This window comes from Streptomyces sp. NPDC030021 (assembly GCF_055574035.1).
This window is the reverse complement of record NZ_JBVIAH010000001.1, coordinates 645,984-670,107: the sequence shown is the minus strand read 5'-3', so window position 1 is coordinate 670,107 and position 24,124 is coordinate 645,984. Positions and strand designations below refer to the sequence as shown.

Below are 24,124 nucleotides of genomic sequence, written 5' to 3'. Positions count from 1 at the left end.
GCAGTGCCCTACCCCTGGTGCCCATGGGACAAGGGTGAATTCACCGCTTCAGGTGACTCACGGCCGGTTTCCCGGCGTGGGGCCCGTAGGGGCTGCGACGGCGGACGTTCGCCACTATGGGAGCAAGGTGGGTGACGAGAGTGCTTCCAGGCCGCCAAGGTCAAGTCGGCCTGGATCACCACCAGGTGAGGCACAGACCTCATGGCGCCGGCACGTCACGCCCGCCATGCTCGCGGTGGCGTCCGGAACCAGCGCGCAGATCAAGAAGCCGCACTGGAGCATCAGGCGAACTCAACGACCACGCCGCGTCCCTCGAGACACTCGACGATCAGGTCAAGGACGGACTTGCCCGCGGCGTAGGTGCTCTGGCCGCCGAGTGAACCGATCGCCACCTGCGAGCTCTCCCACACGAGCCGGAAGGGGGGTGTCGGACCGCTCACGTCGGCGAGGCAGTCGTCCAAGGCTGCCAGGTTGCTCCCGAAGTATCCGCCCGGGCCGCTCATCGTCTCGCCGATGGCGCAGTAGAAACTCGCGAGATCGCAAATGTCGGCGCCGTCGAGGGTGTATTCGCTCCGGGACTCAGTGGGGGCCGTGGCCCTTCCCCAGTGCATGCGGGCCACTTCCACCCAGCCCTCCCGTCGGCCCAGAGGGAGTCGTGTCCAGCCGTTCCTGGTCGCAGGCACCTGGTTGCTCCAGGCCATCCACAGGGCATGGGCACTCTCGTGCGGCTCTGCACTGAGCCAAACCGTGAGAGTGGCGGTGATACGTCGGTCGGCACCGGCCGTCCAATCCTCCAGCGTCGCGTTTCCCGCGAAATAGGAGCCGATGGTCCGGCCGAGCGCGTCATGAACATTGATCCATACGTTGCCGAGGTCTCTCGCCGCCTCGGTGCCCCTGCTCCACGCCTCCTCCATGTTTCGTGACGGGGCCAGGCCGATCAGCCGAGGGCGGAGCCATGACCCCTGCCCTGCGTCCGTATCCGCCGCCGTGTCGTCGAATTCCGCGAGGGCAGGCGCTCGGCCGACGAAGAAGCCCTGGATGTCGTTGAAATGGCCGAGGTGTGTGTCCGCGTCGTCGTCCGCGTGGATCGAGAACGTGCAGGGCGAGCTCGGGGCTGTCATACGAGGGGCTCCATTCAAGGAAAGAGCCTGGGGGGCTCGAAGGTGAGCCCCCCAGGCGGGTGGGTCAAGTCATCTGGATACGCCGGTCAGCCTGACCTACTGGCCGTAGCCGGCAGGGAACTCCTGGATCGTCTGATAGTGGTTTTCGCTCCAGCCCATGGCGCCCGTGGTCGGATTCTGCAGGATTCTCACGTCGTTTCCAGGACGGTTGGTCGGCACAACCCATTCCAGTGAGCCTGCCCACTGCCTCTGGCTGGGCCTGTCACCACGGAAGATCTTCTGCACGCCGTTGTCGTCCAGCTGCGGAATTCCGTTTCCTTGCCTGACAGCGGTGAAGTGGTACTTGACTTCCCGGGGGATCGGGATCGGCCTGGCCCCGCTCCCCGAGGAGTTTCGGGGGCAATTGTGAACCAGGACGGGGGTGTGGCCTGCGAGCACATAGTACGTGTGCAGATCAGCGACGGTCATGTTGTACGTCGCTTGCAGGGCCTGATAGGCGCGGGTGCTCGCCACGGAAACCGACGCCCCGGCATCCGTACGCAGAGTCATTCCCGGCTCGAGCAGCTCGGCATTGAGCCACTCTTGCTGGGATTCGACCCAGAACGGGTGGTGGCCCGTGGCGGTTATGGTGCTTACCCCATCGACCGTCAGAACACCGATGTCGACATAGGTCTTGTCGTCCTCAGTGCGGATCGTGGCGGCGACGGCTTTCCCCGCGGTCTCATCGGATTCGGGGTCAGTGGCCAGCACGAGATCGTCGGATTCGAGTTGCTCGATCGGCTTCGTGGACCCGTCGGCCATGAGGACCTCGGTGCCGGCAACGAAGCTGTTCGGGCAGTACCTCGTTTGGGGTTTCCCGCCACCTCCGGCCAGATAGGCGAGACCTGAGGCGAGTTCCCGGCCTACACGTTCGGATGCGTTCGGTTCGTAGAGGGGAGTGTCGACGTTGTTTCCGGTCAGCGCCGCCTCGACCGGCCCGTTGCACGTCAGGAAGTCGCAGTAGTGCTCGCTGAAGTACTCGATGTCCTCGATCGACGCCCCGTACATGTACATCTTGTACGCGACCTGCTTGGTGACGCTGTGGCTCGATGGGTCGTACTTGACCTGGATCTTGTGCAGCTCCTCCTTCGAGGTGTTGCTCGTGTCGCGGACGTACTTCTGACCCGAGGTGTAGAGCTCCACGGCGCGGTCGTACGACTGCTGCGCCTGGCCGGCCTTCGCTGAGCCGTAGTGCTCGGCGTACAGCCGCCTGATCCTCGCCTGCTCCATGACGGCGATGTTCTCGGAGACGATCCGGTCGTAGTTCCTGCCCTTGCTGATGGGCTGAGTACCACGGTTGGTGCACACGTACATGCCGCTCATGCACTCTTCGAGCTGCTCACCCGACGGGTCCCAATTGCTGACGGGGTTTCCGTTGGAGTACGTGTACCCGTTCATCTGGAGCGGGTCGGCTATGTCGATTAGCGGGTCGACCGAGATGAAACGGCCGGTGCTCTGGTCGTACTCGCGCGCCCCGATGTGTGTCAGGCCCGTGGTGGAGTCGTTGACGCCCGTTCCGAGGAAGCTGCGGTCGCCGGGCCAGTCGGCAGGCACCGTCCCCCGGACGTTGCCGTACGGGTCGGACTTGCGACGGTAGACCTTCTGGCCCGCGGCCTGCTCGACGGAGGTGGTCGCGGTGTTGTGGTGGTCGGACAGCAGGACGTTGAGCTTGTGCCCCGTTGCCTTGCTCCCCGTGCGGCGGGTGGTGGTGACACCACCGGGGCCGCCGTAGTAGCGGACGGCGTCGATGGCCTGACCGGCCTTGTTGACGGTGATCTCGGCGTCGGCGAGGTAGAGGGTGCGGGAGCTGCCGGTCTCCTCGATCAGGCGGTTGCCCGAGGCGTCGTAGATGTAGGTAGTGGTGTTCTCGAAGCTCCACTGCTGGGCGACGGCGCCCGCGACACAGGTGTAGATGTCGAGGTCGTTGCCGTCGACGGGGTTGTCGTTGGGGACGGTGACGCAGGCGTTGGCCGCCGGGTTGTACAGCGTTTTGTCGGCGGGACGGTAGGTGAACTTCTGCTTGGCGCTGCCGTCGCAGGTCGCCAGGACCGCATCGCCGCCCTGCGCCGTCAGGCACTTGCCGAGGGCGCGGACGGTGTCACCACTCAGCTTCCACTGCTGAGCCGCGGTCGTGTTGCACGGATAGAGCTGGACGGCCGTGCCGTCCGCGCTGAAGCCCTCCGCGACGTCGAGGCACTTGCCCGCCATGCCGGTGACGGCCACCGCACCGATGCCGGGGCTGCTTGCCGAGGTGAGCTTGTTGCGGCGGTCCCAGTTGAGGGCCTGGGTGTCACCGTCGATGCGCCGGGACTTGGTGTTGCCGGATGCGTCGTATTCGTAGGTCGAGAGCGAGTTGACCGTGGAGGCTGCCGTCTTGGTGGTCTTCTCGGCCTTGGACAGGGCGTGGGGCTGGATGGTGATGGGAGGCAGGGAAGCGTTCCCGGCGACCTGGACGCCGTACGTGTACTTCGTCTCGTCGTCCAGCGCCGGGTTGGTGAGGTCGTGGTCGATCAGCTTGGTGCGGTTGCCGATCTTGTCGAACTGGTACTCCTGCCAGTAGCCGTCGCCGTCCGGGCCGGCGGTGACGTCGCTCAGCGAGGGCCCGGCGCATGCGGCGGTCTTGCCCGTCCACGCCTTGGTGAGCTGGCCCACCGCGTCGTACGCGAAGCACTGGCGGTCGACGCGGCCACCGGCTTGGGTGTCCGTGATGGAGGTCGGGTTGCCGACCGTGTCGTAGGTGTAGGAGAGCGCGGAAACGCGGTTCGGGCTGGCGGTCTCGCGGTCACTGATCGACTGTTCGACCCGCCCGGTGTTGCGGTTGTGGAGGTTGGTCGTCCACACGCGGTTCGGCGCATTGCCGGATGCCGTGCGCAGGACTTCGCCGTACGGGCTGTACACGACGTCTGCGGTGTACCAGGACAAGCCCGAGATGGTCTTGGCCATCCCGTCGGCGTCATAGCGGGTGATCAGCTTCTCGGCTGCCAGGCCACCCGGAGTGGCCGGCACGGTCGTCGACTGGACCTGGCCGCGCGGTGTGTAGGTGGTGCTGTATGCGTAAGTCCCGGCGAGACCCTTGGTGGCGGGCACGTCCGGGATCGTGATCTTGGTTCCGGTCGGCCGGTACTCACTGTCGTAGGCGGTGACCTCGCTGGTGTAAGCCACCAGGCCCTCGTAGCGCGTGGACGCGACGGGCAGTCCCTTGGCGCCGGTCAATGTGTCGTACGTCCAGGAAGCGACCACGGGGCCGTCCGGGGCGGCGTCGCGCATCTGGGTGGTACGACCGAGCGCGTCGTACGTCGTGTACTGCGTCCGCCCGGAAGAATCCGTGACGGACACCTTCCGGTCGAGGTTGTCGTACGCGAATGCCGTGGTGCCCATATCGGGGTCGCCCGTAGAGGTCATGCGGCCGCGGGCGTCGTAGGTGTACGTCCACTTGTTGCCGACCGGGTCGGTCACCTTGGCCAGCTTGCCGCGCTGGTCGTACGAGTAGGCGGTGTCCTTCCACGTCGTGAGGTCGGTCGCCGTGTAGTGCTGGATCAGCGAGGTCCGGCCCGACGTGTCGGTCCAGGTCTTGACCGCGCGACTGCCCGAGAGCGGGGTGAGGCCGTCCGCCGACATGGCGGTGCGGGTCAGCGTCCAGTCACCCTCGTACATGCTGGTGTTGGAGTGCTGCGGCACATCCGCGTAGAGCGTGGTCGCGCGCACGGGGCGGCCGAGGCCGTCGTACGCCGTCTTCGTCGCGTTCGGGACGTGGAAGACGCTCTCCGGTACGAAGATCTTGCCGTCGGGGCGGCCCTCGGCGTAGTAGCCGTTGTTGGTCTGCCGGACGGTGCCGTTCGCGTTGTAGAGGGTGTCCGTGATCACACGGCCGCCGCCCAGGGCATCCGCCTGGGTCTGGCGCGGCCGCAGCTGGCCGTCGTAGATCGCGATGGACGTGGCGTAGCTGCCGTTGTCCCGAAGGGTCTTGCTGGTGACGACCGGGGGCTCGTGCTCCGAGATCTGGTACTCGAAGGTCTGGGACGCCGGGTCGGTGGTCTTCTGCGACGGCGTCCAGACGGCCTTGGAGCGGCCCAGGTTGTCGTAAGCCTGGCTGAACTTGCGGTTGTTGGTGTCGATGTCCTCAAGGACGGTGCCACGGCCCGGGTCGGTCTTGACGACGCGCGTGTGCCCGAGAGGGTTCGTCGTCTTCGTGCTGAAGGGGACGCCGGTGGCGGGGGTGAACACGGTGGAGGTGGGGTTGCCGGCCGGGTCGTAGACCTTGACCGTCCTGCCCAGTGCGTCGTACTCGGTCTTCGCGGTGGTGACCCAGCCGGTGCCCGCCGCGTCGTTGCTGTCTACCTGCAAGGGCAGCCCCTTGACCGGAGCGGTTCCGAAAGCATTGAGCGCGTCGTACGACGTGCGCAGGTCGGAGAGCATCGCGGCGGTGCCGGCCTGGGCGCAGTCGCCCGTGGTGGCCCGTACCCGCTGAGGCAGTCCGATCAGGTGCTTCGCCGGGTTGTGCACGTACGTCGTCAGCGTGCAGATCTGGTCGGCGATGACCGAGCTGCCGCTGCCGTCCTCGGCACGCGATTCGGTCTGGGCCGACTCCAGGAGACCGTAGGTGGACTCGAAGGTGTTCAGGGAGCGTCCCACACGGAAGCGGCCGCCGCTGATCGACTGGATCGTGTCCGTGCGCGAGTCGTTGACCCGGTAGGCCTCGAGAGGGGTGGTTCCGTCCCGGGGGCGTGTCGCGGTCTTCTGACTCGAGGGCCAGGTGAGGACGCGCTTGTCGACGCTGCCGCCGGCCTGGGTGTAGGTGATCACCTCGGCGGTGCGGCCCTGGTAGTGGGTCAGGTCCTCACCCAGGGTCTCCTTGCCCGTGGAGTCCTTGATCGTGACCTTCGGGCGTCCCGCGTCACCGGACATGCCGCGGAAGAAGTAAGTGCGGGTCTGGGATTCGGCCGTCGCGTCGCTCTTGCCGGTGTTCGCCGTCACACCGCCCTTGGTGACGACGGACGAGTAGCCGCGCCACTGTCCGTACGTGCGCAGTTCGGGCTTGGTGAACTCGTCGGTGTCCTTGGCCCAGGCCGCAGCGCCCTCGTAGGTGTAGCCGGTGACGACGTCGGGCTGGCGGGCGACGCGGTCCTTCTCGACCACGCGCTCGACGACGTACTTGTTGAACCAGGCCAGCGGGGGCTTCTCCAGATCACTGTCGGGTGACCAGTGGACCGGGAAGCAGCGGGTGGTGTTCTCCTCCGGCTTCGGGTGCGTGGTGCCGACCGCGCAGGGGGCGGAGTAGTCGACGTAGATCTCGTTGCCGGTCTCCGTGCGGATGGTCTCCACGCGGAGGCGGTCGAAGTCCGGGGTGGCGTCGCCTGGACCCGTGGCAACCCGGTTGGGCATGTCCTGGAGGTTCGCGAGGAAGGAAACCGGCGGGAGCGAGGTGCTCTCCTGGTTGCCGTTGGTGTCCTTGGTGGTGCCGTAGCCGGTGCGGGTGATCGACTCGAGCCACAGCGGCGGGTGGGTGTCGGTGCGCTGCTTCGGGAAGGACTGGGCCAGGTTCCAGCGGTCGACGAGCGAGAGGGCGGTGGAGCCGTCAGTGCGCTGGCCGTACGTGGTGACGGCGGTCAGGCGCTTGCGCGTCCAGAAACTCGGCGAGGTACTGAAGCAGTCCTTCGCGTCGGCCTTGCAGTGCAGGGACGACGGGGTGTCCCACCAGGCCTGCTTGTCACCGTAGTTCTTCGACTCGAACTCGGTGTCCGTGCACTTGGCCGAGCCCTCCTTGATGCATCGCTCGTCCACGGTGAACTCCACCTTGCCGGCCGGAGCGCCGGAGAGGCTGGTGGAGCGCAGGCCATAGGTGATCTGGCTGGGGTAGCCGCCGCGGGTGTAGGGGACCTTCGCCTGGAACTTCTCGTTCTTGGCGTAGTGGTTGGTCTCCTTCTTCCAGTCGATGATCATCGCGTTGCCGTGGAGGTCCTCGACGTAGTCGAGGTTCCAGCGCCAGCCCTGGTTGCAGGAGGAGTCGGCGAAGGCAGCTTGGTAGCACGGCTCGCCGGGGTGGTTGCCGAACACCGGGACGGTGAAGACGGAGTCGGTCACGGCTCGGGTACCGGCGCCGTCGACGTCGTGGCGGCCGAAGTGGTAGCGGACGCCGTCACGGGTGGTGACGACCCAGTACTCGCCGTCCTTCGCTCCGTTGGCGACGTTCGCGTCGGTCTTGCGCTCCACCTTGGAGCCGTCGTCCCCGGCGGGGACCCACTGACCCGAGGCGGCGTCACGGACGAGCTCGGTGCTGCTACCGCCGAGCGACATCACCATGTTGTCGCCGGCCCAGCACAGATCGTTCTTCTTCTTGTCCGTGGAGTTGTCGTTGTTCGGCTTGCTGGGCGTGGCCTTGAGGTCGTCCGAACAGGTGCGGTACCGGCGCTCGATGAAGCCGGGGTGGTAGTCCCAGCCGTCGCCGATCCACGAGGCCTGGCTGTTCGCGACGGACGTCTTCCCGTCCACGGACTGCGAGGAGTACGTGAGCGCGAGCTTCGGCACGGGTCCGGCCGCAGGGGCGGGTGTGCCCAGCGGATAGGTCCACGAGAAGTCACCGCTGTTGCCGCCGGCCGACCAGCTGCCGGAGGGAGCGAGGGGGGTGGCGCTGTAGGTTCCGCCGGGGCCCGAACCGGAGTCGGAGGCGGCCAGGACCATCGGGCCGCCTCCACCGACGGCCATGGTGCGCAGGCCCTGTCCCGGCGCGGTCGCCGGGTCGACGGTCGCACGGACCGTGCCCGTCGCCGGGTCGTTCGTGCTCGGGACGGCCTTCGCCGTGTTGCACTCGGGCACCAACGGGGTGGTCAGGAAGCACTGCGGGAGCATCCTCAGCTCCAGGCGCGTCGACCACTCGGTGCCGTACAGGTCCTTGAACTGCTTGTAGTCGAGCTGCACGTCGACCGGGGTCGAGCCCTCGGCCGGAGGCGTGACCTTGATGAGCGCACCGTCGATGTTCGCGGCTTCGGTCACCGCCCGGGCCTCGACCGCCACCGACCACGTGCCCGACGGGGCCGGAGGGGTCGGGTTGGTCTCCGTCGGTGAGGCCTTGCCGATGCTGATCGGCAGAGACCCTGCCTGGACGAGCTGGTCGCCGGCCAGAGCGACGTTCGCCGTACCGGCGCTGGGCGGAGTGACCTTCGACGGTTCGTACTCGGCCGGAGGCTGGACCGGTGCTCCGGACCAGCCCTCCAGCTTTGCGGCCTCGACCTTGTCGAGCTTGGCCTTGAGGTCCTCCTGGAGGCCCGGTAGCTGCACTCCGGCGCGGTCGCCCGGTGGCGCGGCCCAGGCCTGAGTGGGCAGAAGAGATGCGACCAGCATCACGGAGACCGTGATGCTGGTGCGCCCGGCAAGGCCCATGCGTCTCGCGCGGGCCTTTCTGATTCCGGGCAGGCGAAGACTGTCGGCCGACAACGGCGACATGTGAACCCCCCACGATCTGCCACCGCGGCAAAGGCGCGCGCGTGACAGGAAACTGACTAGTAGCCACGTGATTCTGTGGTCCGGCGTGACCTAAAAGCCACCTCGGGCATGCCCGTGTGGTGTTAATCACCTGATGGTCCGTATACCTTGGGGCAATTCGCCCGAACTGGCTGTAAGCAATGGTCAGTTGGGGTGCGATGTGGTGTGACGATCGGCGTCGTATGGCTCATGCTCAGCTCGCGCGTTCATCGCGTGACGGCCGAGCGGGGGAGCGGACCCCGAGCCTCTTGGGCCGATGGCCGAAACACGAGCAAGTACCGAGGGTTGCGCAAGCGTGCGCCCGCGGGGGGAGAGAACAGAAGAGATGGCTGTCAGCGAATCCGTGGACACCAGTCCGCCAACAGACGTGACAGAAACACCACCTGCTTCTTCGGAGCGTCGCTGGTATCGGCGCCGCAGGGTTGTGGGTGGCTTGGCCGCTCTGCTCGCGGTGGCTGTTGCCGTGCCGGTCGGAGTGCAGCTGGGCGGGGGTGAGAAGCCGAAGGAGAAGGCGTCCGGCGGGGCGAGTGGTCCGGTGGCGGCGCCGCAGGCGCGGAAGCTGGCTGCCGAGACGGGCAAGGACGTGGAGGTGACGGCCGACCGGAGTGCGAACACGACGACGTGGGCGCAGCCTGATGGTCTGTTCAAGAAGCAGATCTCCAGCTCGGCGGTCCGGGCGAGGGTCGGTGACGCGTGGAAGGCGATCGACACCGATCTGCAGCAGGTCGAGGGCGGGTTCGCCGCGAAGGCGGTGAACGGGTCTGTCGTCTTCAGCGCCGGATCCGCTGCGGGTGGTGACGGGCGGTCTTCGCGTGGTGTGGTGCGGTCCGCGTTGACGGTGGATGCGCCGGGTCAGGTGTGGACCGAGCTGGTGCGTCTGAAGGTCGACGGGCATGACATGTCGGTGAGTTGGCCGGGTGCGTTGCCGGTGCCGGTGATCGATGGTCCGCGTGCGTTGTATGAGAATGTGCGGCCGGGTGTCGATCTGCTGATGACGGCGCAGGACGGCGGCTATTCGCACCTGCTGGTCGTGAAGGACAAGCAGGCCGCCGCCGATCCGCTCCTCGCCGAGATCAATTACCGGCTTGCTTCACCCGATCTGCAGTTCCAGCTCGACGCCGAGTCCGGTTCCCTCAGTGCCCGGGATGCGAAGGGCGAGGAGGTGGCGGGTTCGCCGTCACCGTTGATGTGGGATTCGTCGGGCAAGGTCGCCACCACCGACGACGTGCCCGCGTGGAAGGCCCCGGCGGCGGCGAAGCAGCATCCGACACTGGGCCTGGCGGGCCTGGCCGGTGCGGAGCGCGCGCACCTGTCGGTCGCGGCGGCCTCGTTCAAGGACGGCACCCTGTCCCTGAAAGCGGACGCCGGACTGCTGAATGCCGCGGACACCGTTTATCCGGTGTTCGTGGACCCGTCGTTCAAGGGCCATAAGAACTCCTGGTCGCTGCTCTACAAGACGGCCGGTAATTCGAGTTTCTACAACGGCCAGAACTACAACGCGTCGGGTACGAACGAGGCCCGCGTCGGCTACGAGTCGGATTCCGGCGGCACGTCCCGGTCGATCTTCAACTTCGATTTCGGGACCGAGCTCCACGGTGCCGGTATCCGCTCGGCGAGTGTCCGCGCCCTGCAGACCTATTCGTGGTCATGCAGCAAGAAGGACATGGACATCTACTCCACCCCGTACGTGTCCTCGTCCTCGACGTGGAACAGCACCACGGGCTGGTGGGGCAACAAGATCGGCACGGAGAACGCCGGCTACGGCTACAACTCCTCCTGCCCCGACAACTGGGTCGCCCCCGACATCAAGGGCCTGGTCACCCAGGCCGCGAGCGCCCGCTGGAGTGCGCTGTCGCTCGGTTTCAAGGCACCGAGCGAGTCGGACTCGTACTACTGGAAGAAGCTCCTCGCCAACGGTGAGAGCGCCCCGTACATCGAGGTCACCTACAACAGCAACCCCGACACCCCCCTCGCCGCTAACATGAGCACATCCCCGGGCGGTCCGTGCCTGACCAGCGGCAGCGGCACCAGCATCGGCAAAACCGACGTGTCCTTCCAGGTCAAGGGCAGTGACCGGGACGGCAACCTGACCGGCCTGCAGATCGAGATCTGGGACGCCGCGTCCGGGCAGTCCGTCTTCAACGAGTGGACCGACGTCAACAGCGACGGCACGATCAGCCGCTCCGTGCCCTTCGACAAGTTCACCTCGGGCCGCAAGTACTACTGGCTCTCCCGCGCCGTCGACAGCGACGGCTTCGGCTCCCCCGGATCGGGCCCGCAGGACTCCGGCTCCCCCGACTGGTGCACCTTCACCATCGACCACACCGCGCCCGCCAACCCGGCCGTCTCCTCGGCGCACTTCCCGCCGCCCGGCCCCGACGCCGCCGACTGGAGCATGAACCCGGCCTCCACCCCCGACCAGATCGTCGAGATCCGGGGCAACGGCACCGCGGCCGGCACCATCCGCGAGTACCAGTGGTCCCTGAACAAGCCCAGCTGGGAGAACAAGGCAGTCCCCACCAGCGGCGACCTCGCCCAGGTCAAACTCCAGGTCGACACCGCCGGACCCAACGTCCTGTACGTCCGCACCGTCAACCAGTCCGGGAACATCTCCGTCCCCACCGAGTACCTCTTCTACGTCAGCCCCCGCACCGGCACCGACAAGCCCGGTGATGTCACCGGCGACCAGTTCGCCGACCTCCTGGCCATCGACAAGGACGGCAACCTGCGCACTTACGCCGGTGACCGCCAGGGCGACACCGACGCGTTCATCCCCGGCGCCGTCCAGGACGGCAAGCCCGTCGCGCCCGGCCACTTCAAGGACCCGGCCTCCACCATCCCCGCCCTGATCGGGCACGCCACCGACTGGCACCCCGGCGACGGCATCACCGACATGATCGCCCGGATGCCCGACGGGAAGCTGTACATCTACCCCGGCACCGGCACCGGCCAGTTCGACGCCGGGCGCCGCATCGAGATGCAGCTCCCCGCGTCCGCACCCGACCCGGCGACGTTCCGGCAGATCGTCGTTTCCGAGGACGTCGACGGTGACGGCCTGCCCGACCTGTTCGCGCTGGACGCGGACGGCTTCTGGGCGTTCTCCGGCTACACCGGATCCAGCTTCGCCTCCTACCGCAAGATGGCCACGGGCTGGGCCGCCCGCGACATCGTCGGTGTCCGCGACGTCTCCGGCGACAACATTCCCGACCTCCTCTTCCGCGACAACGCCAACGCCAACCGCACGATGGCACTGCGCAAGGGCAAGGCGGGCGTCAACGGAGGCGCGGACCTGACCTCCCTGCAGTACGCGACGAGTGCGGAAGGCGGCGTCGACTACACCTACGCCACGACCGCCTGGAGCCGCGCTGCCTGGCCCATGGTCCTCGGCACCGAGGACAGCACCGGCGACGGCATCCCCGACATCTGGGGTGTCGAGGCGGGCAGCGGCTGGCAGTACTACTTCCAGGGCGGCGCCACCACCTACGGCAACGCCACCGGACGCGACGAGGACAACTGGAACACCTTCCTCACCATCGGATAACCGGCGGCGTCACGTCCGCGGGCACGACACAGGCGCCCTCCCCGAACGACACCGGGGAGGGCGTCCGCCCGTTTCAGGCGACCGTGTCGTCGTTCTGAGGTGCGGCGGACTGCCGGGGGATCGAAGGCGACCGGCGCCGCGGATCGTGGCCGAACTGCTCGGCCTGCATCGCGTACATGGAGGCGTACCGGCCGCCCAGCGCCATCAGTTCGTCGTGGCCGCCCCGCTCGACGAGCCGGCCCTCGTGCAGCACGTAGATCACGTCGGCGTACCTGACGCCCGACATCCGGTGCGTGACGAGGACGACCGCGCGCTCGGGGCCGGCGAGGCCCCGGATGCTGTCGAAGGCGGCGATCTCCGCCTCCGGGTCGAGCGCCGAGGTGGGCTCGTCCACGACCAGGACGCGGGCGTCGCGGAAGCGGGTGCGGGCGAGACCGAACTTCTGCCACTGCCCGCCGGAGAGCTCCGAGGCGCCCCTGAACACCCGGGCGAGCAGGGTCTCGTATCCGTTCGGCAGCTTCTCGACGATCCGGTCTGCGCCCGCGTACTCGGCGGCGGCCACCACCTCCGCGGCCCGGTCGACGGCGCGTTCGGGGTCCTCCTCCCCGGGCCGGCCGATGGCGATGTTGGTACGGGCGGTCACCGGCCAGCGCTCGAAGTCCTGGGTGAGGAGCGCGACCCGGTCGAAGACCTGCGCCCGGTCGGCGTCCCGCACCTCCACCCCGTCCCAGGTGACCGAACCCGAGTCGGGCAGGTGCAGGCCCGCCAGCAGCTTCACCAGGGTGCTCTTGCCGGAGCCGTTCTCGCCGACCAGGGCGACCACCTGGCCCGCCTCGATGGTGAGGGAGACCCCGCGCAGGGCGGGCTCGTCCCGGTCCGGGTAGCTGAAGTCCACGTCCCGGAGCCGTACCGCGGTGAGCCGCCCGGGCAGCGCGGCCCCGCCGGACGGGATGGCGCGGCGGGCCGCCTCGGCGACGAACCGTTCCAGGTCGCGCACGTACAGGGACTCCTCGTGCAGGGTGTTGGTGGTGGCCACCAGCGCCCCCAGGCTCGCCGAGCCGGTGCGCACCGCGATCACGGCGGTACCGGCGACGGCGAGGTCCATCCGGCCGGAGACGATGAGCGCGCCCATCGCCCCGTAGGTGACCAGGGCCGCGACGCCGGAGAGCGCGGCGGCCAGCAGTTCGGTGGCGGCCTTGTCCTTGGCGAGGCGGGTGGCCTCGCCCTCGGCGACCTCGGCCATGTTGCGGTAGTGGCCCAGCAGGTAGCGGCCGACGCCGTGGACCCGTACCTCGGGGGCCGACGTACGGGAGATCAGCAGCTGGCCGATGAGCCGGGCGGCCCGTACGTGCTCCACCCAGGTGATCATCGACAGGTAGCGGCGCTGCGCCACCCGCATCGCGCCCCAGCCGCGCGGGGCGGCGATCAGCAGGAGCATGGGCAGCAGCAGTGGGTGCAGTACGGTCAGCACCCCGGCGGTGGCGATCAGGGAGATGACCCCGCCGAGGGTGGCCACGCAGGCGCCGACCGTGCGGCGGGCCGAGGGCGGCCCCCACTGGGCGCTGTCCAGCAGCCGGCGGAACTCCCCGTCCTCGATGGCCTCCAGTTCCACCGCGACGGCGGCGCTCAGGTACTGCTCGTGCGCGGCCCGTTCGACCTTGGGCTCCAGCCGTCCGGCGGCCGCCGTGGAACGGGAGGCGAGTACGGCCCCCAGTACGGCGACCAGCGCCCCGGCGGCGAGGGCGGGCAGGGCCGCGTACAGCCGGTCGGCGGCGCTGCCCGCGCCCAGGAGCGTACGGAGCACATCGCTGATGACGAGCAGCCCGACGGCGGAGGTGCCCCCCTGTCCGGCCTCGGCGGCGGCGACGGTGAGCAGGGCCGGCCGGTCGGTGTCCCAGGCGAGGCGCAGAGTCCCGCCGACCATGCGGGGCATGGAGCGCAGGGTGGTCAGCAGCCGCCCTTCGAGTTGGGCGTATTCGTGGTTGGACCAGCCGGCGTCGTAGCGCAGGGGCCCGCCGAAGAGGCGCCGTTCGCTCTCGGAGACGGCGGGCTCGGTGGCTTCGGGCCGCTTGAGGAGCCTCATGCGCGGCCACCCCCGCCCGGTGCCGGGTCGAACACCACATGAACGTGCACGGATCGCAAGATTCCTCCCGGGGCGCTGCGGCTGCGAACTGATGCCGCAAGAACGTGGCTGTTCAGAGCGGCGTCACGGGGCCCGGGGAACGAATGCCCGCACACAGTTGCGACCAGGCGCCGGACCCCATGGGCGGTGCGGCGACGCGGCGTTCGAACCACCCGCAGGTGTCGATGCCCCCCTTCGAGGGATTGCGCGCCGCCCCCGCCGGGACCGGCGGCCCACGGACCCGGCCGACGGACGGTGTGGGGGTGCCTCGTAGAGTTCAAGGGGTGAATCGAGACAACTCACCTGAATCCAGCGCCGGTCACGGCGGCGAGAGTGCCGAGGAACTGCTGCGCGGGGTGCACGCCCGACTGTTGCCCGTCGGGTTGATCACCCAGGAGGTTGCCGGTGGCATGCAGTACGCCCGGCTCGTGGCGGACGAGCTGGTATTCGCCTACGCCCTCGACGGGCCCACCAGCGTGCGCACCCTCACCGACGGCGACGTGGCGCGCGCCGGGATCGAGGAACTGGGGCAGGCGGCGCGCGCCAACCTGATGCGGGTTCCCGTCACGTACGAGGAGATTCCCATCGAGGGGCGGGCCACGCTGCACTCCGTCTTCGGTGACTCGCACTTCGTGGCCTCCAAGGCGCTGTACCTCGGAGAGCTGGCGCGGCAGGTCACCGGTGAGCCGCTGCCGTCCGCCGGTGCCCTCGTTGTGGTTCCCACCCGGCACCTGCTGGCCTTCCATCCGATAGTCAACGGCTCCGTGGTGGACGCCCTCAACGACCTGGCCGCGTACGCCCTGGGCGCCTACGAGGACGGGCCCGGGCCCCTGTCGCCGCGTGTGTACTGGTGGCACCGGGGCAGCCTGACCTCGCTCACGGTCGTCGACGAGGACACGCGCACGCTGTCGCTGCAGCCGCCACAGCACCTGCTCGGTCTGATGAAGGGGCTGGTCCGCCTCGACCGCGCCGGACGCATCGCCGGGCCCACCGCGGACCGGGAGGCCCCGGACCCCGCCGCCCTCACCCGCGTGACCGTGGAGTCGGTGGCCCGGCTCGCGCACGACCCGTCGGGGCTGGGCGACGCCTTCGCCTCGGCCCTGGCCCTCGCCCACGTCCGCTGCGCCGCCGATCCCCGCGCCTCCGGCGTCGGCACGTGGGACGCGTGGGAATCGGCCGTGCGGCTCGGCTCAGCGCTGTTCACCGGCGCCGAGCCGGCGCAGTGGTACCTGGGTGAGGAGAACACCCTGAGGCTGCCCGCCACGGCCGCGACTCCGCCCGCCGACGCCCGCGCCTGGCTCGACGCCGTCTACCTCGCGCTCGCCTGCCGCGCGCACGACCGGGTGGCCCGCCTGTGCGGGGTCCCCCTGGAGACGCTGCGGCAGGACGACACCGTCGACGCCTACGTCCTGCACTGGATCGACACCCTGCAGACCTACCTCACCGGCGGACCCGGCGACACGGTTGTGGAGAAGCTGCTCGCCACCATGCAGGCGTCCCTGCCCGAGACGCTGACCCACTCCCCGGACGAGTTCGTGAACCGCGTCGACTACCAGCCGGTCGCGCTCTTCCACCGCCTCTTCACGCGGGAGCACGAGGCCTTCGGCGAGGTGCTCGCCGAAGCCGTCGCGGAACACGGCGGCTACTGGGCGGAGTCGGCGGCGCCGCGCGCCCGGGTGGCGCTCGGCCCGCTCGCCATGGCCTGTCTCGCCCACGACCAGGGCTTCCCGCTCGACCCGGAACTGCCGCGCCTGCCCCGATACCTGGTCGACGGCAAGAGGGTCGAGGACTTCTCCTGACACACCGCCGGCGTGCCGCAGCGCGAGGTGATTGTCCGATTGAGTTAGGTTTGCTCGCATATGTAGTGCCGATGTTCCCGGAGGGACACTCATGGCGATCGATCTGGACAAGGTGCTCGACAAGGCGTGGGCCGACAAGCCGCTCGCCGAGGTGCTCGCGGCTCCCGTTGCCGCGCTCAAGGGCGTCAGCGACGAGGACGGCAAGCTGCTGCACCAGGCGTTCGGGGTCAAGACCGTCGCCGACTTCGGGCAGCTGAAGTACGTCCGCTGGGCCCAGGCCCTCGTCGCGCTGAACCAGACCGTCAAGGCGTAGTGGTCGAGGTCCGCGTGCTCGGGGTGCGTGGGCCTGCATGAGGAAAGCCGTCCCCCTCACCCTTCGGCAGGGTGAGGGGGACGGCTTGTGTGACGGGGAGCGGACTACTCCGACTCGCCCTCCAGGTTGCCCTCCGTGTCCAGGTAGACCTGGCGCAGCGATTCGAGGATCTGCGGGTCCGGCTTCTCCCACATGCCGCGGGACTCGGCCTCCAGCAGGCGCTCCGCGATGCCGTGCAGGGCCCAGGGGTTGGCCTCCTCCAGGAAGGCGCGGTTCGTCGGGTCCAGGACGTACGTCTCGGTGAGCTTGTCGTACATCCAGTCCGCGACCACGCCCGTCGTGGCGTCGTAGCCGAAGAGGTAGTCCACCGTCGCCGCGAGCTCGAAGGCGCCCTTGTAACCGTGGCGGCGCATCGCCTCGATCCACTTGGGGTTCACGACGCGGGCGCGGAAGACGCGGCTGGTCTCCTCGACCAGGGTGCGGGTCTTGACCGTCTCCGGGCGGGTGGAGTCACCGATGTAGGCCTCGGGGGCGGTGCCGCGCAGGGCGCGAACCGTGGCCACCATGCCGCCGTGGTACTGGAAGTAGTCGTCCGAGTCCGCGATGTCGTGCTCGCGGGTGTCGGTGTTCTTCGCCGCGACCGTGATGCGCTTGTACGCCGTTTCCATCTCGTCCCGGGCGGGGCGGCCTTCCAGGCCCCGGCCGTACGCGTAGCCGCCCCACACCGTGTAGACCTCCGCGAGGTCGGCGTCCGTACGCCAGTCGCGGGAGTCGATCAGCTGGAGGATGCCGGCTCCGTACGTGCCCGGGCGCGAGCCGAAGATACGGGTCGTCGCGCGGCGCTCGTCCCCGTGCTCGGCCAGGTCCGCCTGGGCATGGGCGCGGATGAAGTTCTCCGAGGCCGGTTCGTCCAGGGACGCGGCCAGGCGTACCGCGTCGTCCAGCAGGCCGATCACGTGCGGGAACGCGTCGCGGAAGAAGCCCGAGATGCGGAGGGTGACGTCGATGCGGGGGCGGCCCAGCTCGTCGAGCGGGATCGGCTCCAGGCCGGTGACGCGGCGCGAGGCCTCGTCCCAGACCGGGCGGACGCCGAGGAGCGAGAGGGCTTCGGCGACGTCGTCGCCCGAGGTGCGCATCGCGCTCGTGCCCCACAGGGACAGGCCGACCGAGGCCGGCCACTCGCCGTTGTCCGTGCGGTAGCGGGTGAGCAGGGACTCGGCCAGCGCCTGGCCCGTCTCCCACGCCAGGCGGGAGGGGACGGCCTTCGGGTCGACCGAGTAGAAGTTGCGGCCGGTCGGCAGGACGTTGACCAGGCCGCGCAGCGGCGAGCCGGACGGACCCGCCGGGATGAACCGGCCGTCCAGGGCAGCGACCACGTGGGTGATCTCGTCCGTGGTGCCGGCCAGGCGCGGGACCACCTCGCGGGCCGCGAAGGACAGGACCGATGCGACGTCCGCCGAGTGGTCCGCCGCGACCGTGGACACGGCGTCGAGGGACCAGTTCGCGTCCTCCATCGCCTGGACCAGGGCGCGGGCCTGCTCCTCCACGGCGTCCGCCGAGGTGCGGGTGGGCTTGGACTCGTCCAGGCCGAGCGCCTCGCGCAGACCCGGGAGGGCCGTCGTACCGCCCCAGATCTGCCGGGCGCGCAGGATCGCGAGGACCAGGTTGACCCGGGCCTCGCCTGTCGGCGCGCCGCCCAGGACGTGCAGACCGTCGCGGATCTGGGCGTCCTTGACCTCGCACAGCCAGCCGTCGACGTGCAGCAGGAAGTCGTCGAAGCCGTCGTCGTCCGGACGCTCCTCCAGACCCAGGTCGTGGTGGAGCTTCGCCGCCTGGATCAGGGTCCAGATCTGGGCCCGGATGGCCGGCAGCTTCGCCGGGTCCATCGCGGAGATCTGGGCGTACTCGTCCAGGTGCTGCTCCAGGCGTGCGATGTCGCCGTACGACTCCGCGCGCGCCATCGGCGGCACCAGGTGGTCGACCAGGGTGGCGTGCACGCGGCGCTTGGCCTGGGTGCCCTCGCCCGGGTCGTTGACCAGGAACGGGTAGATGAGGGGCAGGTCGCCCAGGGCCGCGTCGGGCGCGCACGCCGCGGAGAGGCCGGCGTTCTTGCCCGGCAGCCACTCCAGGTTGCCGTGCTTGCCCAGGTGGATCATCGCGTCGGCGCCGAAGCCGCCGTCCTCCGCGCGCGCCTGGATCCAGCGGTACGCCGCCAGGTAGTGGTGCGACGGCGGCAGGTCCGGGTCGTGGTAGATCGCGATCGGGTTCTCGCCGAAGCCGCGCGGCGGCTGGATGAGGATGAGGAGGTTCCCGCGGCGCAGGGCCGCGAGCACGATGTCGCCCTCCGGGTTCGCGGAGCGGTCCACGAACATGTTGCCCGGGGCCTCGCCCCAGTGCTCGGTGACGCTGTCGCGCAGCTCGGCCGGGAGCTCGGCGAACCACCGCTTGTAGTCGGCGGCCGGGATGCGGACCGGGTTGCGGGCCAGCTGCTCCTCGGTCAGCCAGTCCTGGTCGTGGCCGCCGGCCTCGATCAGGGCGCGGATCAGCTCGTCGCCGTCGCCCGAGACCAGGCCGGGGATGCCCTCGGTCGGCCCGAAGTCGTAGCCGCCGGCGATGAGGGTGCGCAGCAGCTCCACGGCGCTGGCCGGGGTGTCCAGGCCGACCGCGTTGCCGATGCGGGAGTGCTTGGTCGGGTAGGCGGACAGGACCAGCGCGACCCTCTTGTCGCGGCGGTCGATGTGCCGCAGGCGGGCGTGGCGTACGGCGATCCCCGCGACCCGGGCGGCCCGCTCGGGGTCGGCCACGTAGGCGGGCAGGCCGTCCTCGTCGAGCTCCTTGAAGGAGAACGGGACGGTGATCAGGCGGCCGTCGAACTCGGGCACCGCGACCTGGGTGGCGGCGTCCAGCGGGGACAGGCCCTCGTCGTTCTCCTCCCAGGCGGCGCGCGAGCCGGTCAGGCACAGGGCCTGCAGGATCGGCACGCCGAGGCCGGCGAGCGCGCCCGCGTCCCAGGACTCGTCGTCGCCGCCCGCCGAGGCGGTGGCGGGCTTGGTGCCGCCGGCCGCGAGGACGGTGGTGACGACCGCGTCGGCCGACTCCAGGGCGGCGATCAGCTCCGGCTCCGGGGTGCGCAGGGAGGACACGTACAGGGGCAGCGCCTGGGCGTCGTGGGCCTCGATCGCGTCGCACAGGGCGTGGACGAAGGAGGTGTTGCCGCTCATCTGGTGGGCGCGGTAGTACAGCACGGCGATCCGCGGGCCCGTGGTGGTCCCGGGCGTGCGCTCCAGCGGGCCCCAGGTGGGGGAGGCGGCCGGGGGCTCGAAGCCGTGGCCGGTCAGCAGGACGGTGTCGGAGAGGAACCGGGCCAGCTGGTCCAGGTTGGCCGGGCCGCCGTGGGCGAGGTAGCCGTGCGCCTCGGCGGCGATGCCGATGGGGACCGTGGAGGCCTCCATGAGCTGCGCGTCCGGAGCCTGCTCGCCGGTCAGCACCACGACCGGGCGGGTCTGGCCCGGGGCCAGGAGCAGGTCGAGGCCGTCCTGCCAGGCGCGGAGGCCGCCGAGGAGGCGTACGACGACCAGGCCGACCCCGTCGAGGAGGCCGGGGAGGTCGTCGAGGGGGAGACGGGAGGGGTTCGCGAACCGGTACGGGACGGGGCCGTCCGCCGTGTTCGCTGCGCGGGCGCTGAGCAGATCGGTGTCGGACGTCGACAGCAGCAGAATCATGCGGCGGCAGGCCTTCCTCGGGGTTTCCGCGCCCCGGGCAGTGTGAGGACAGCGGGAGTTCCTGACTCACCCCGGTCGCCGGATCGCTCCGCGGGGTTCACAGTGGCGGGACCGCGCCGGAATCGCACCGGGCTTCCTCCCATGTCGCCGTCCTCGGCGACGGCGGGCCGTGTGGTCCGCCGGAAGGTCATCTTAGGGGTGGGTGGCTTCCGCCGGGGTGCGCGGGTCCGGGTGCGGTGGTGCGCTCCCGCTGGGGTGGCGGGTGCGCGGTCCGGGTGCGGCTCCGTTGCCGGGGCTCTGCCCCGGACCCCGCGCCTCAAACGCCGGCGGGGCTGGAAGAGCGGGGCTCCGCGCCTCAAACGCCGACGGGGCCGGGATCGGCCGGGCGGGGCCGGAATCGCTGGTCGGGGTGGTGACGGACACAGGTCCGGGGGTCGTAATCGTGGGTATGCTCGCGGCCATGCCCCAGCCCCCCTCCGCCGCATCGCGGGACGAACCCGTCATACGGGAGCGCGGTGACGCCTGCCCGGGCGCGCTGCGGCTGCACGCCGCGGACGACGGGTTCCTGGCGCGGGTCCGGCTGCCGGGCGGGCTGCTCACCGTGCGGCAGGCCTCGGCGCTGGCGCTCGCCGCCGACCGGTTCGGGGACGGGCACCTGGAGCTGACCTCGCGCGGCAACGTGCAGCTGCGCGGACTGGCCGACGGGTGCGGCGCCGGGCTCGCGGAGCTGCTGGACGGGGCCGGGCTGCTCCCCGCGCCGAGCCACGAGCGGGTTCGGAACATCGTGGCGACGCCCATGTCAGGCCTGGAGGGGCCGGAGGGGCCGGAGGGGCCGGACCGGCCCGACGCGCTCGCCTGGGCCTTGGAGTTCGACCGGCTGCTGTGCGCGAGCCCCTGGGCGGCCGCACTGTCCGGGCGGTTCCTGTTCGCCTTCGACGACGGGCGCGGCGACGTGGCCTCGCTCGGCCCCGACGTGACCGTCCTCGGCTGCCCCGACGGCCGGGCGCTGGTCCGGCTCGGCCGGGCCGCCGACGCCGTGGAGCTCGCCGGGCAGGACGCCCCCGGGGCGGCGCTGACGGCCGCCCGGTACTTCCTCGACGCCGCCGCCGAAGCGGGCACCCAGGCCTGGCGGGTCTCCGAACTGCCCGCCGAACACGCCCTGAAAAGCACTGAGTTCGGTCGGCGCCTCGACGCTGCGGGGATCGCCTCGACAGCCGCCGGCCCCGTGGACCGGCCGTACGCGCCGCCGCCCGAGCCGTCGGGCGCCGGCGGGCACGACCGCGCCACCCTGTGCGTACTGCCCCCGCTCGGCCGGCTCGACTCCGCGCAGTGGCGGGTCCTTGCGCAGGTCGCGGACGAGGGGAGCGGCGAGCTGCGCGTCACCCCGTGGCGCAGCGTCATCCTGCCCGCGGCGAGCGCCCGCGGAGCCGCCCGCATCGAGGACGCCGGGCTGATCCTCGCCCCCGGCAGCCCCTGGGAGTCCGTCACCGCCTGTACCGGGCGCCCCGGTTGTGTGAAATCCCGCGCGGATGTACGCGCCGACGCGCGGGCCGTCGCCGACCGGGCGCGGGGTCCGCTGCCCGTGCACTGGTCCGGCTGCGAGCGCCGCTGCGGGCATCCGCGCGGCACCGCCTGGGTGGACCTGGTCGCCACCGGCTCCGGATACCGGCTCGCCGCGCCCGGCCGCCCCGTACGCGACGACGTACGGCCCTCCGAACTTGCCGCGGCACTCGCGGACGCCCGCACCGACCCCGACGTAGTGAAGAAATGAGCGAGTACACCGTGTTTGAGTACGAGAAGGACGGCGCGGCCATCTACCGCCAGTCCTTTGCCACGATCCGCGCCGAGGCGGACCTCTCCGGGCTGCCCGACACGGTCGCCCAGGTCGCGGTGCGCATGATCCACGCCTGCGGAATGACCGACCTCCCGCAGGACCTCGGGTACACCCCCGAGGTCGTGCTGCGCGCCCGCGCGGCGCTGGAGGCGGGCGCGCCGATCCTGTGCGACGTGCAGATGGTCGCCAGCGGTGTCACCCGTAAGCGGCTGCCCGCCGGCAACGACGTGATCTGCACGCTCTCCGACCCGGCCGTACCGGAGCTCGCCGCGAAGATGGGCACCACGCGCAGCGCCGCCGCCTTGGACGTATGGCGCGACCGCGGCCTGCTGGAGGGCTCGGTCATCGCCGTCGGCAACGCGCCGACCGCGCTGTTCCGGCTGCTGGAGATGATCGAGGAGGGCGCCCCGCGCCCCGCCGCCGTCATCGGGGTCCCCGTCGGCTTCATCGGCGCCGCCGAGTCCAAGGACGCCCTCGCCGCCCACCCCTCGGGGCTCGACCACCTGATCGTGCGCGGCCGGCGCGGTGGCAGCGCGATGGCCGCCGCCGCCGTCAACGCCATTGCGAGCGTGGCCGAATGAGCGACATCGCCAAGGGGCGGCTGTACGGGGTGGGGCTCGGCCCCGGCGACCCGTCGCTGATGACCCTGCGCGCCGTCGAGGTGATCGCCGAAGCCGACGTCGTGGCCTACCACAGCGCCCGCCACGGCCGTTCCATCGCCCGTTCGATCGCGGCGAAGCACCTGCGCGCCGACCACGTCGAGGAACCGCTGGTCTACCCGGTCACCACCGAGACCACCGACCACCCCGGCGGGTACCAGGGGGCGATGGAGGAGTTCTACGAGGCCGCCGCGGCCCGCCTGGCCGCGCACCTGGACGCCGGCCGGACCGTCGCCGTGCTCGCGGAGGGCGACCCGCTCTTCTACGGCTCGTACATGCACATGCACAAGCGGCTCGCGGACCGGTACGAGACCGAGGTCATCCCCGGCGTCACCTCCGTGAGCGCCGCCGCCGCCCGGCTCGGCACCCCGCTCGTGGAGGGCGAGGAGGTGCTGACCATCCTCCCCGGCACCCTGCCCGAGGAGGAGCTCACCGCCCGTCTCGCCGCCACCGACTCGGCGGTCGTGATGAAGCTCGGCCGGACCTTCCCCGCCGTCCGCGGCGCGATGGAAGCAAGCGGCCGGCTCGCCGAGGCCCGCTACGTCGAGCGCGCCACCATGGCCGGCGAGCGCACCGGACTCCTCGCCGACATCGAAGCCGACAGCGTGCCGTACTTCGCCGTCGCCGTGCTCCCCAGCCGCATCGGCAACCCGGGCAGCGTGCCGTCCGGCCCCGGCGAGGTCGTCGTCGTCGGCACCGGCCCGGCCGGCCCGCTGTGGCTCACCCCGCAGACCCGGCGCGCCCTCGCCGACGCCGAGGTGCTGGTCGGCTACACCACCTACCTGGACCGGGTGCCCGTCAAGCCGGGCCAGATCCGGCACGGCTCCGACAACAAGGTGGAGTCGGAGCGCGCCGAGTTCGCCCTCGACCTCGCCCGGCGCGGCAAGCGGGTGGCCGTGGTCTCCGGCGGCGACCCCGGTGTCTTCGCCATGGCCACGGCGGTCCTGGAGGTGGCCGGGCAGGCGGAGTACAAGGACGTGCCGGTACGGGTCCTGCCGGGGGTGACCGCGGCCAACGCGGCGGCCGCCGCGGCCGGGGCCCCGCTCGGCCACGACTACGCCACCATCTCGCTCTCGGACCGGCTCAAGCCCTGGGAGGTCATCGCGGAGCGGTTGCGCGCGGCCGCCGCGGCCGACCTGGTGCTCGCCCTCTACAACCCCGGCTCGCGCAGCCGGACCTGGCAGGTGGCCCAGGCCCGGGAGCTGCTACTGGAACTGCGCTCGCCCGAGACCCCGGTGGTCGTCGCGCGCGACGTGGGCGGCCCCGAGCAGTCGGTGCGGATCGTCACGCTCGCCGAACTGGAGCCGTCCGAGGTGGACATGCGCACGATCCTGCTGATCGGCTCCTCGCAGACGCAGGTCACCGAGCGGGCCGACGGGTCGAGGATCACCTGGACGCCGCGCCGCTACCCGTGACCGGGTGAGGCGGGGCGCAGCGGTACACGGGGAAGGCCCGGTGCGGCGAGCGCACCGGGCCTTCCCCCGTCCGGTGGCGC

Annotated in this window: 10 protein-coding genes and 1 riboswitch; of the genes, 6 read left to right on the top strand and 4 right to left on the bottom strand. The window is 70.5% G+C overall.

Annotated elements, in window-relative coordinates:
* Positions 1-281: 281 nt before the first annotated feature.
* Together ACZ4YL_RS02835 and ACZ4YL_RS02830 are read right to left on the bottom strand one after the other, a co-directional pair.
* The gene (locus ACZ4YL_RS02835; RefSeq protein WP_468113422.1) at positions 282-1,121 is read right to left on the bottom strand and encodes a barstar family protein; all 840 of its coding nucleotides are present in this window, start codon (positions 1,119-1,121) and stop codon (positions 282-284) included.
* Positions 1,122-1,217: 96 nt separating this feature from the next.
* Positions 1,218-8,498 (bottom strand): ricin-type beta-trefoil lectin domain protein, encoded by a 7,281-nt coding sequence (locus tag ACZ4YL_RS02830; protein ID WP_468113421.1) that lies wholly within the window; start codon positions 8,496-8,498, stop codon positions 1,218-1,220.
* Positions 8,499-9,072: 574 nt separating this feature from the next.
* Here ACZ4YL_RS02830 and ACZ4YL_RS02825 point away from each other — a divergent pair.
* The gene (locus tag ACZ4YL_RS02825; RefSeq protein ID WP_468113420.1) at positions 9,073-12,180 is read left to right on the top strand and encodes a DNRLRE domain-containing protein; all 3,108 of its coding nucleotides are present in this window, start codon (positions 9,073-9,075) and stop codon (positions 12,178-12,180) included.
* Between the two features lie 73 nt (positions 12,181-12,253).
* On the opposite strand, the gene ACZ4YL_RS02820 is transcribed toward ACZ4YL_RS02825, so the two are convergent.
* Entirely contained in the window at positions 12,254-14,263 is a 2,010-nt protein-coding gene (locus tag ACZ4YL_RS02820) for an ABC transporter ATP-binding protein (RefSeq protein WP_468113419.1), read from the bottom strand.
* 323 nt (positions 14,264-14,586) lie between these two features.
* Here ACZ4YL_RS02820 and ACZ4YL_RS02815 point away from each other — a divergent pair, with 323 nt between their 5' ends.
* The gene (locus ACZ4YL_RS02815) at positions 14,587-16,101 is read left to right on the top strand and encodes an immunity 49 family protein (protein WP_468113418.1); all 1,515 of its coding nucleotides are present in this window, start codon (positions 14,587-14,589) and stop codon (positions 16,099-16,101) included.
* A 91-nt stretch (positions 16,102-16,192) separates the two neighbouring features.
* A complete protein-coding gene (locus ACZ4YL_RS02810; protein ID WP_030715088.1) occupies positions 16,193-16,414 on the top strand; it encodes a hypothetical protein in 222 nt (73 codons plus the stop codon).
* Positions 16,415-16,518: 104 nt separating this feature from the next.
* Here the strand turns inward: ACZ4YL_RS02810 and cobN are convergent, their stop codons facing one another.
* A complete protein-coding gene (gene cobN, locus ACZ4YL_RS02805) occupies positions 16,519-20,136 on the bottom strand; it encodes a cobaltochelatase subunit CobN (RefSeq protein ID WP_468113417.1) in 3,618 nt (1,205 codons plus the stop codon).
* Between the two features lie 55 nt (positions 20,137-20,191).
* Positions 20,192-20,296, bottom strand: a riboswitch (cobalamin riboswitch).
* A gap of 300 nt (positions 20,297-20,596) precedes the next feature.
* On the opposite strand from cobN, the gene ACZ4YL_RS02800 reads away from it, so the two are divergent.
* The 3 genes from ACZ4YL_RS02800 to ACZ4YL_RS02790 are packed head-to-tail and all read left to right on the top strand — an operon-like array spanning position 20,597 to position 24,044.
* Positions 20,597-21,907 (top strand): cobalamin biosynthesis protein CobG, encoded by a 1,311-nt coding sequence (locus ACZ4YL_RS02800; RefSeq protein WP_468113416.1) that lies wholly within the window; start codon positions 20,597-20,599, stop codon positions 21,905-21,907.
* Complete coding sequence (locus tag ACZ4YL_RS02795) at positions 21,904-22,551, top strand: precorrin-8X methylmutase (RefSeq protein ID WP_468113415.1); 648 nt, start codon at positions 21,904-21,906, stop codon at positions 22,549-22,551. Before ACZ4YL_RS02800 ends, ACZ4YL_RS02795 begins: the two co-directional genes overlap by 4 nt.
* The gene (locus ACZ4YL_RS02790) at positions 22,548-24,044 is read left to right on the top strand and encodes a precorrin-2 C(20)-methyltransferase (RefSeq protein ID WP_468113414.1); all 1,497 of its coding nucleotides are present in this window, start codon (positions 22,548-22,550) and stop codon (positions 24,042-24,044) included. Before ACZ4YL_RS02795 ends, ACZ4YL_RS02790 begins: the two co-directional genes overlap by 4 nt.
* Positions 24,045-24,124 lie beyond the last annotated feature (80 nt).

What these genes read in the sequence shown, in the direction of transcription:
- ACZ4YL_RS02810 (WP_030715088.1), top strand. Translation starts at nt 16,193, where the DNA reads ATGGCGATCGATCTGGACAAGGTGCTCGACAAGGCGTGGGCCGACAAG.
- cobN (WP_468113417.1), bottom strand. Translation starts at nt 20,136, where the DNA reads ATGATTCTGCTGCTGTCGACGTCCGACACCGATCTGCTCAGCGCCCGC.
- ACZ4YL_RS02835 (WP_468113422.1), bottom strand. Translation starts at nt 1,121, where the DNA reads ATGACAGCCCCGAGCTCGCCCTGCACGTTCTCGATCCACGCGGACGAC.
- ACZ4YL_RS02795 (WP_468113415.1), top strand. Translation starts at nt 21,904, where the DNA reads ATGAGCGAGTACACCGTGTTTGAGTACGAGAAGGACGGCGCGGCCATC.
- ACZ4YL_RS02830 (WP_468113421.1), bottom strand. Translation starts at nt 8,498, where the DNA reads ATGCTGGTCGCATCTCTTCTGCCCACTCAGGCCTGGGCCGCGCCACCG.
- ACZ4YL_RS02790 (WP_468113414.1), top strand. Translation starts at nt 22,548, where the DNA reads ATGAGCGACATCGCCAAGGGGCGGCTGTACGGGGTGGGGCTCGGCCCC.
- ACZ4YL_RS02800 (WP_468113416.1), top strand. Translation starts at nt 20,597, where the DNA reads ATGCCCCAGCCCCCCTCCGCCGCATCGCGGGACGAACCCGTCATACGG.
- ACZ4YL_RS02820 (WP_468113419.1), bottom strand. Translation starts at nt 14,263, where the DNA reads ATGAGGCTCCTCAAGCGGCCCGAAGCCACCGAGCCCGCCGTCTCCGAG.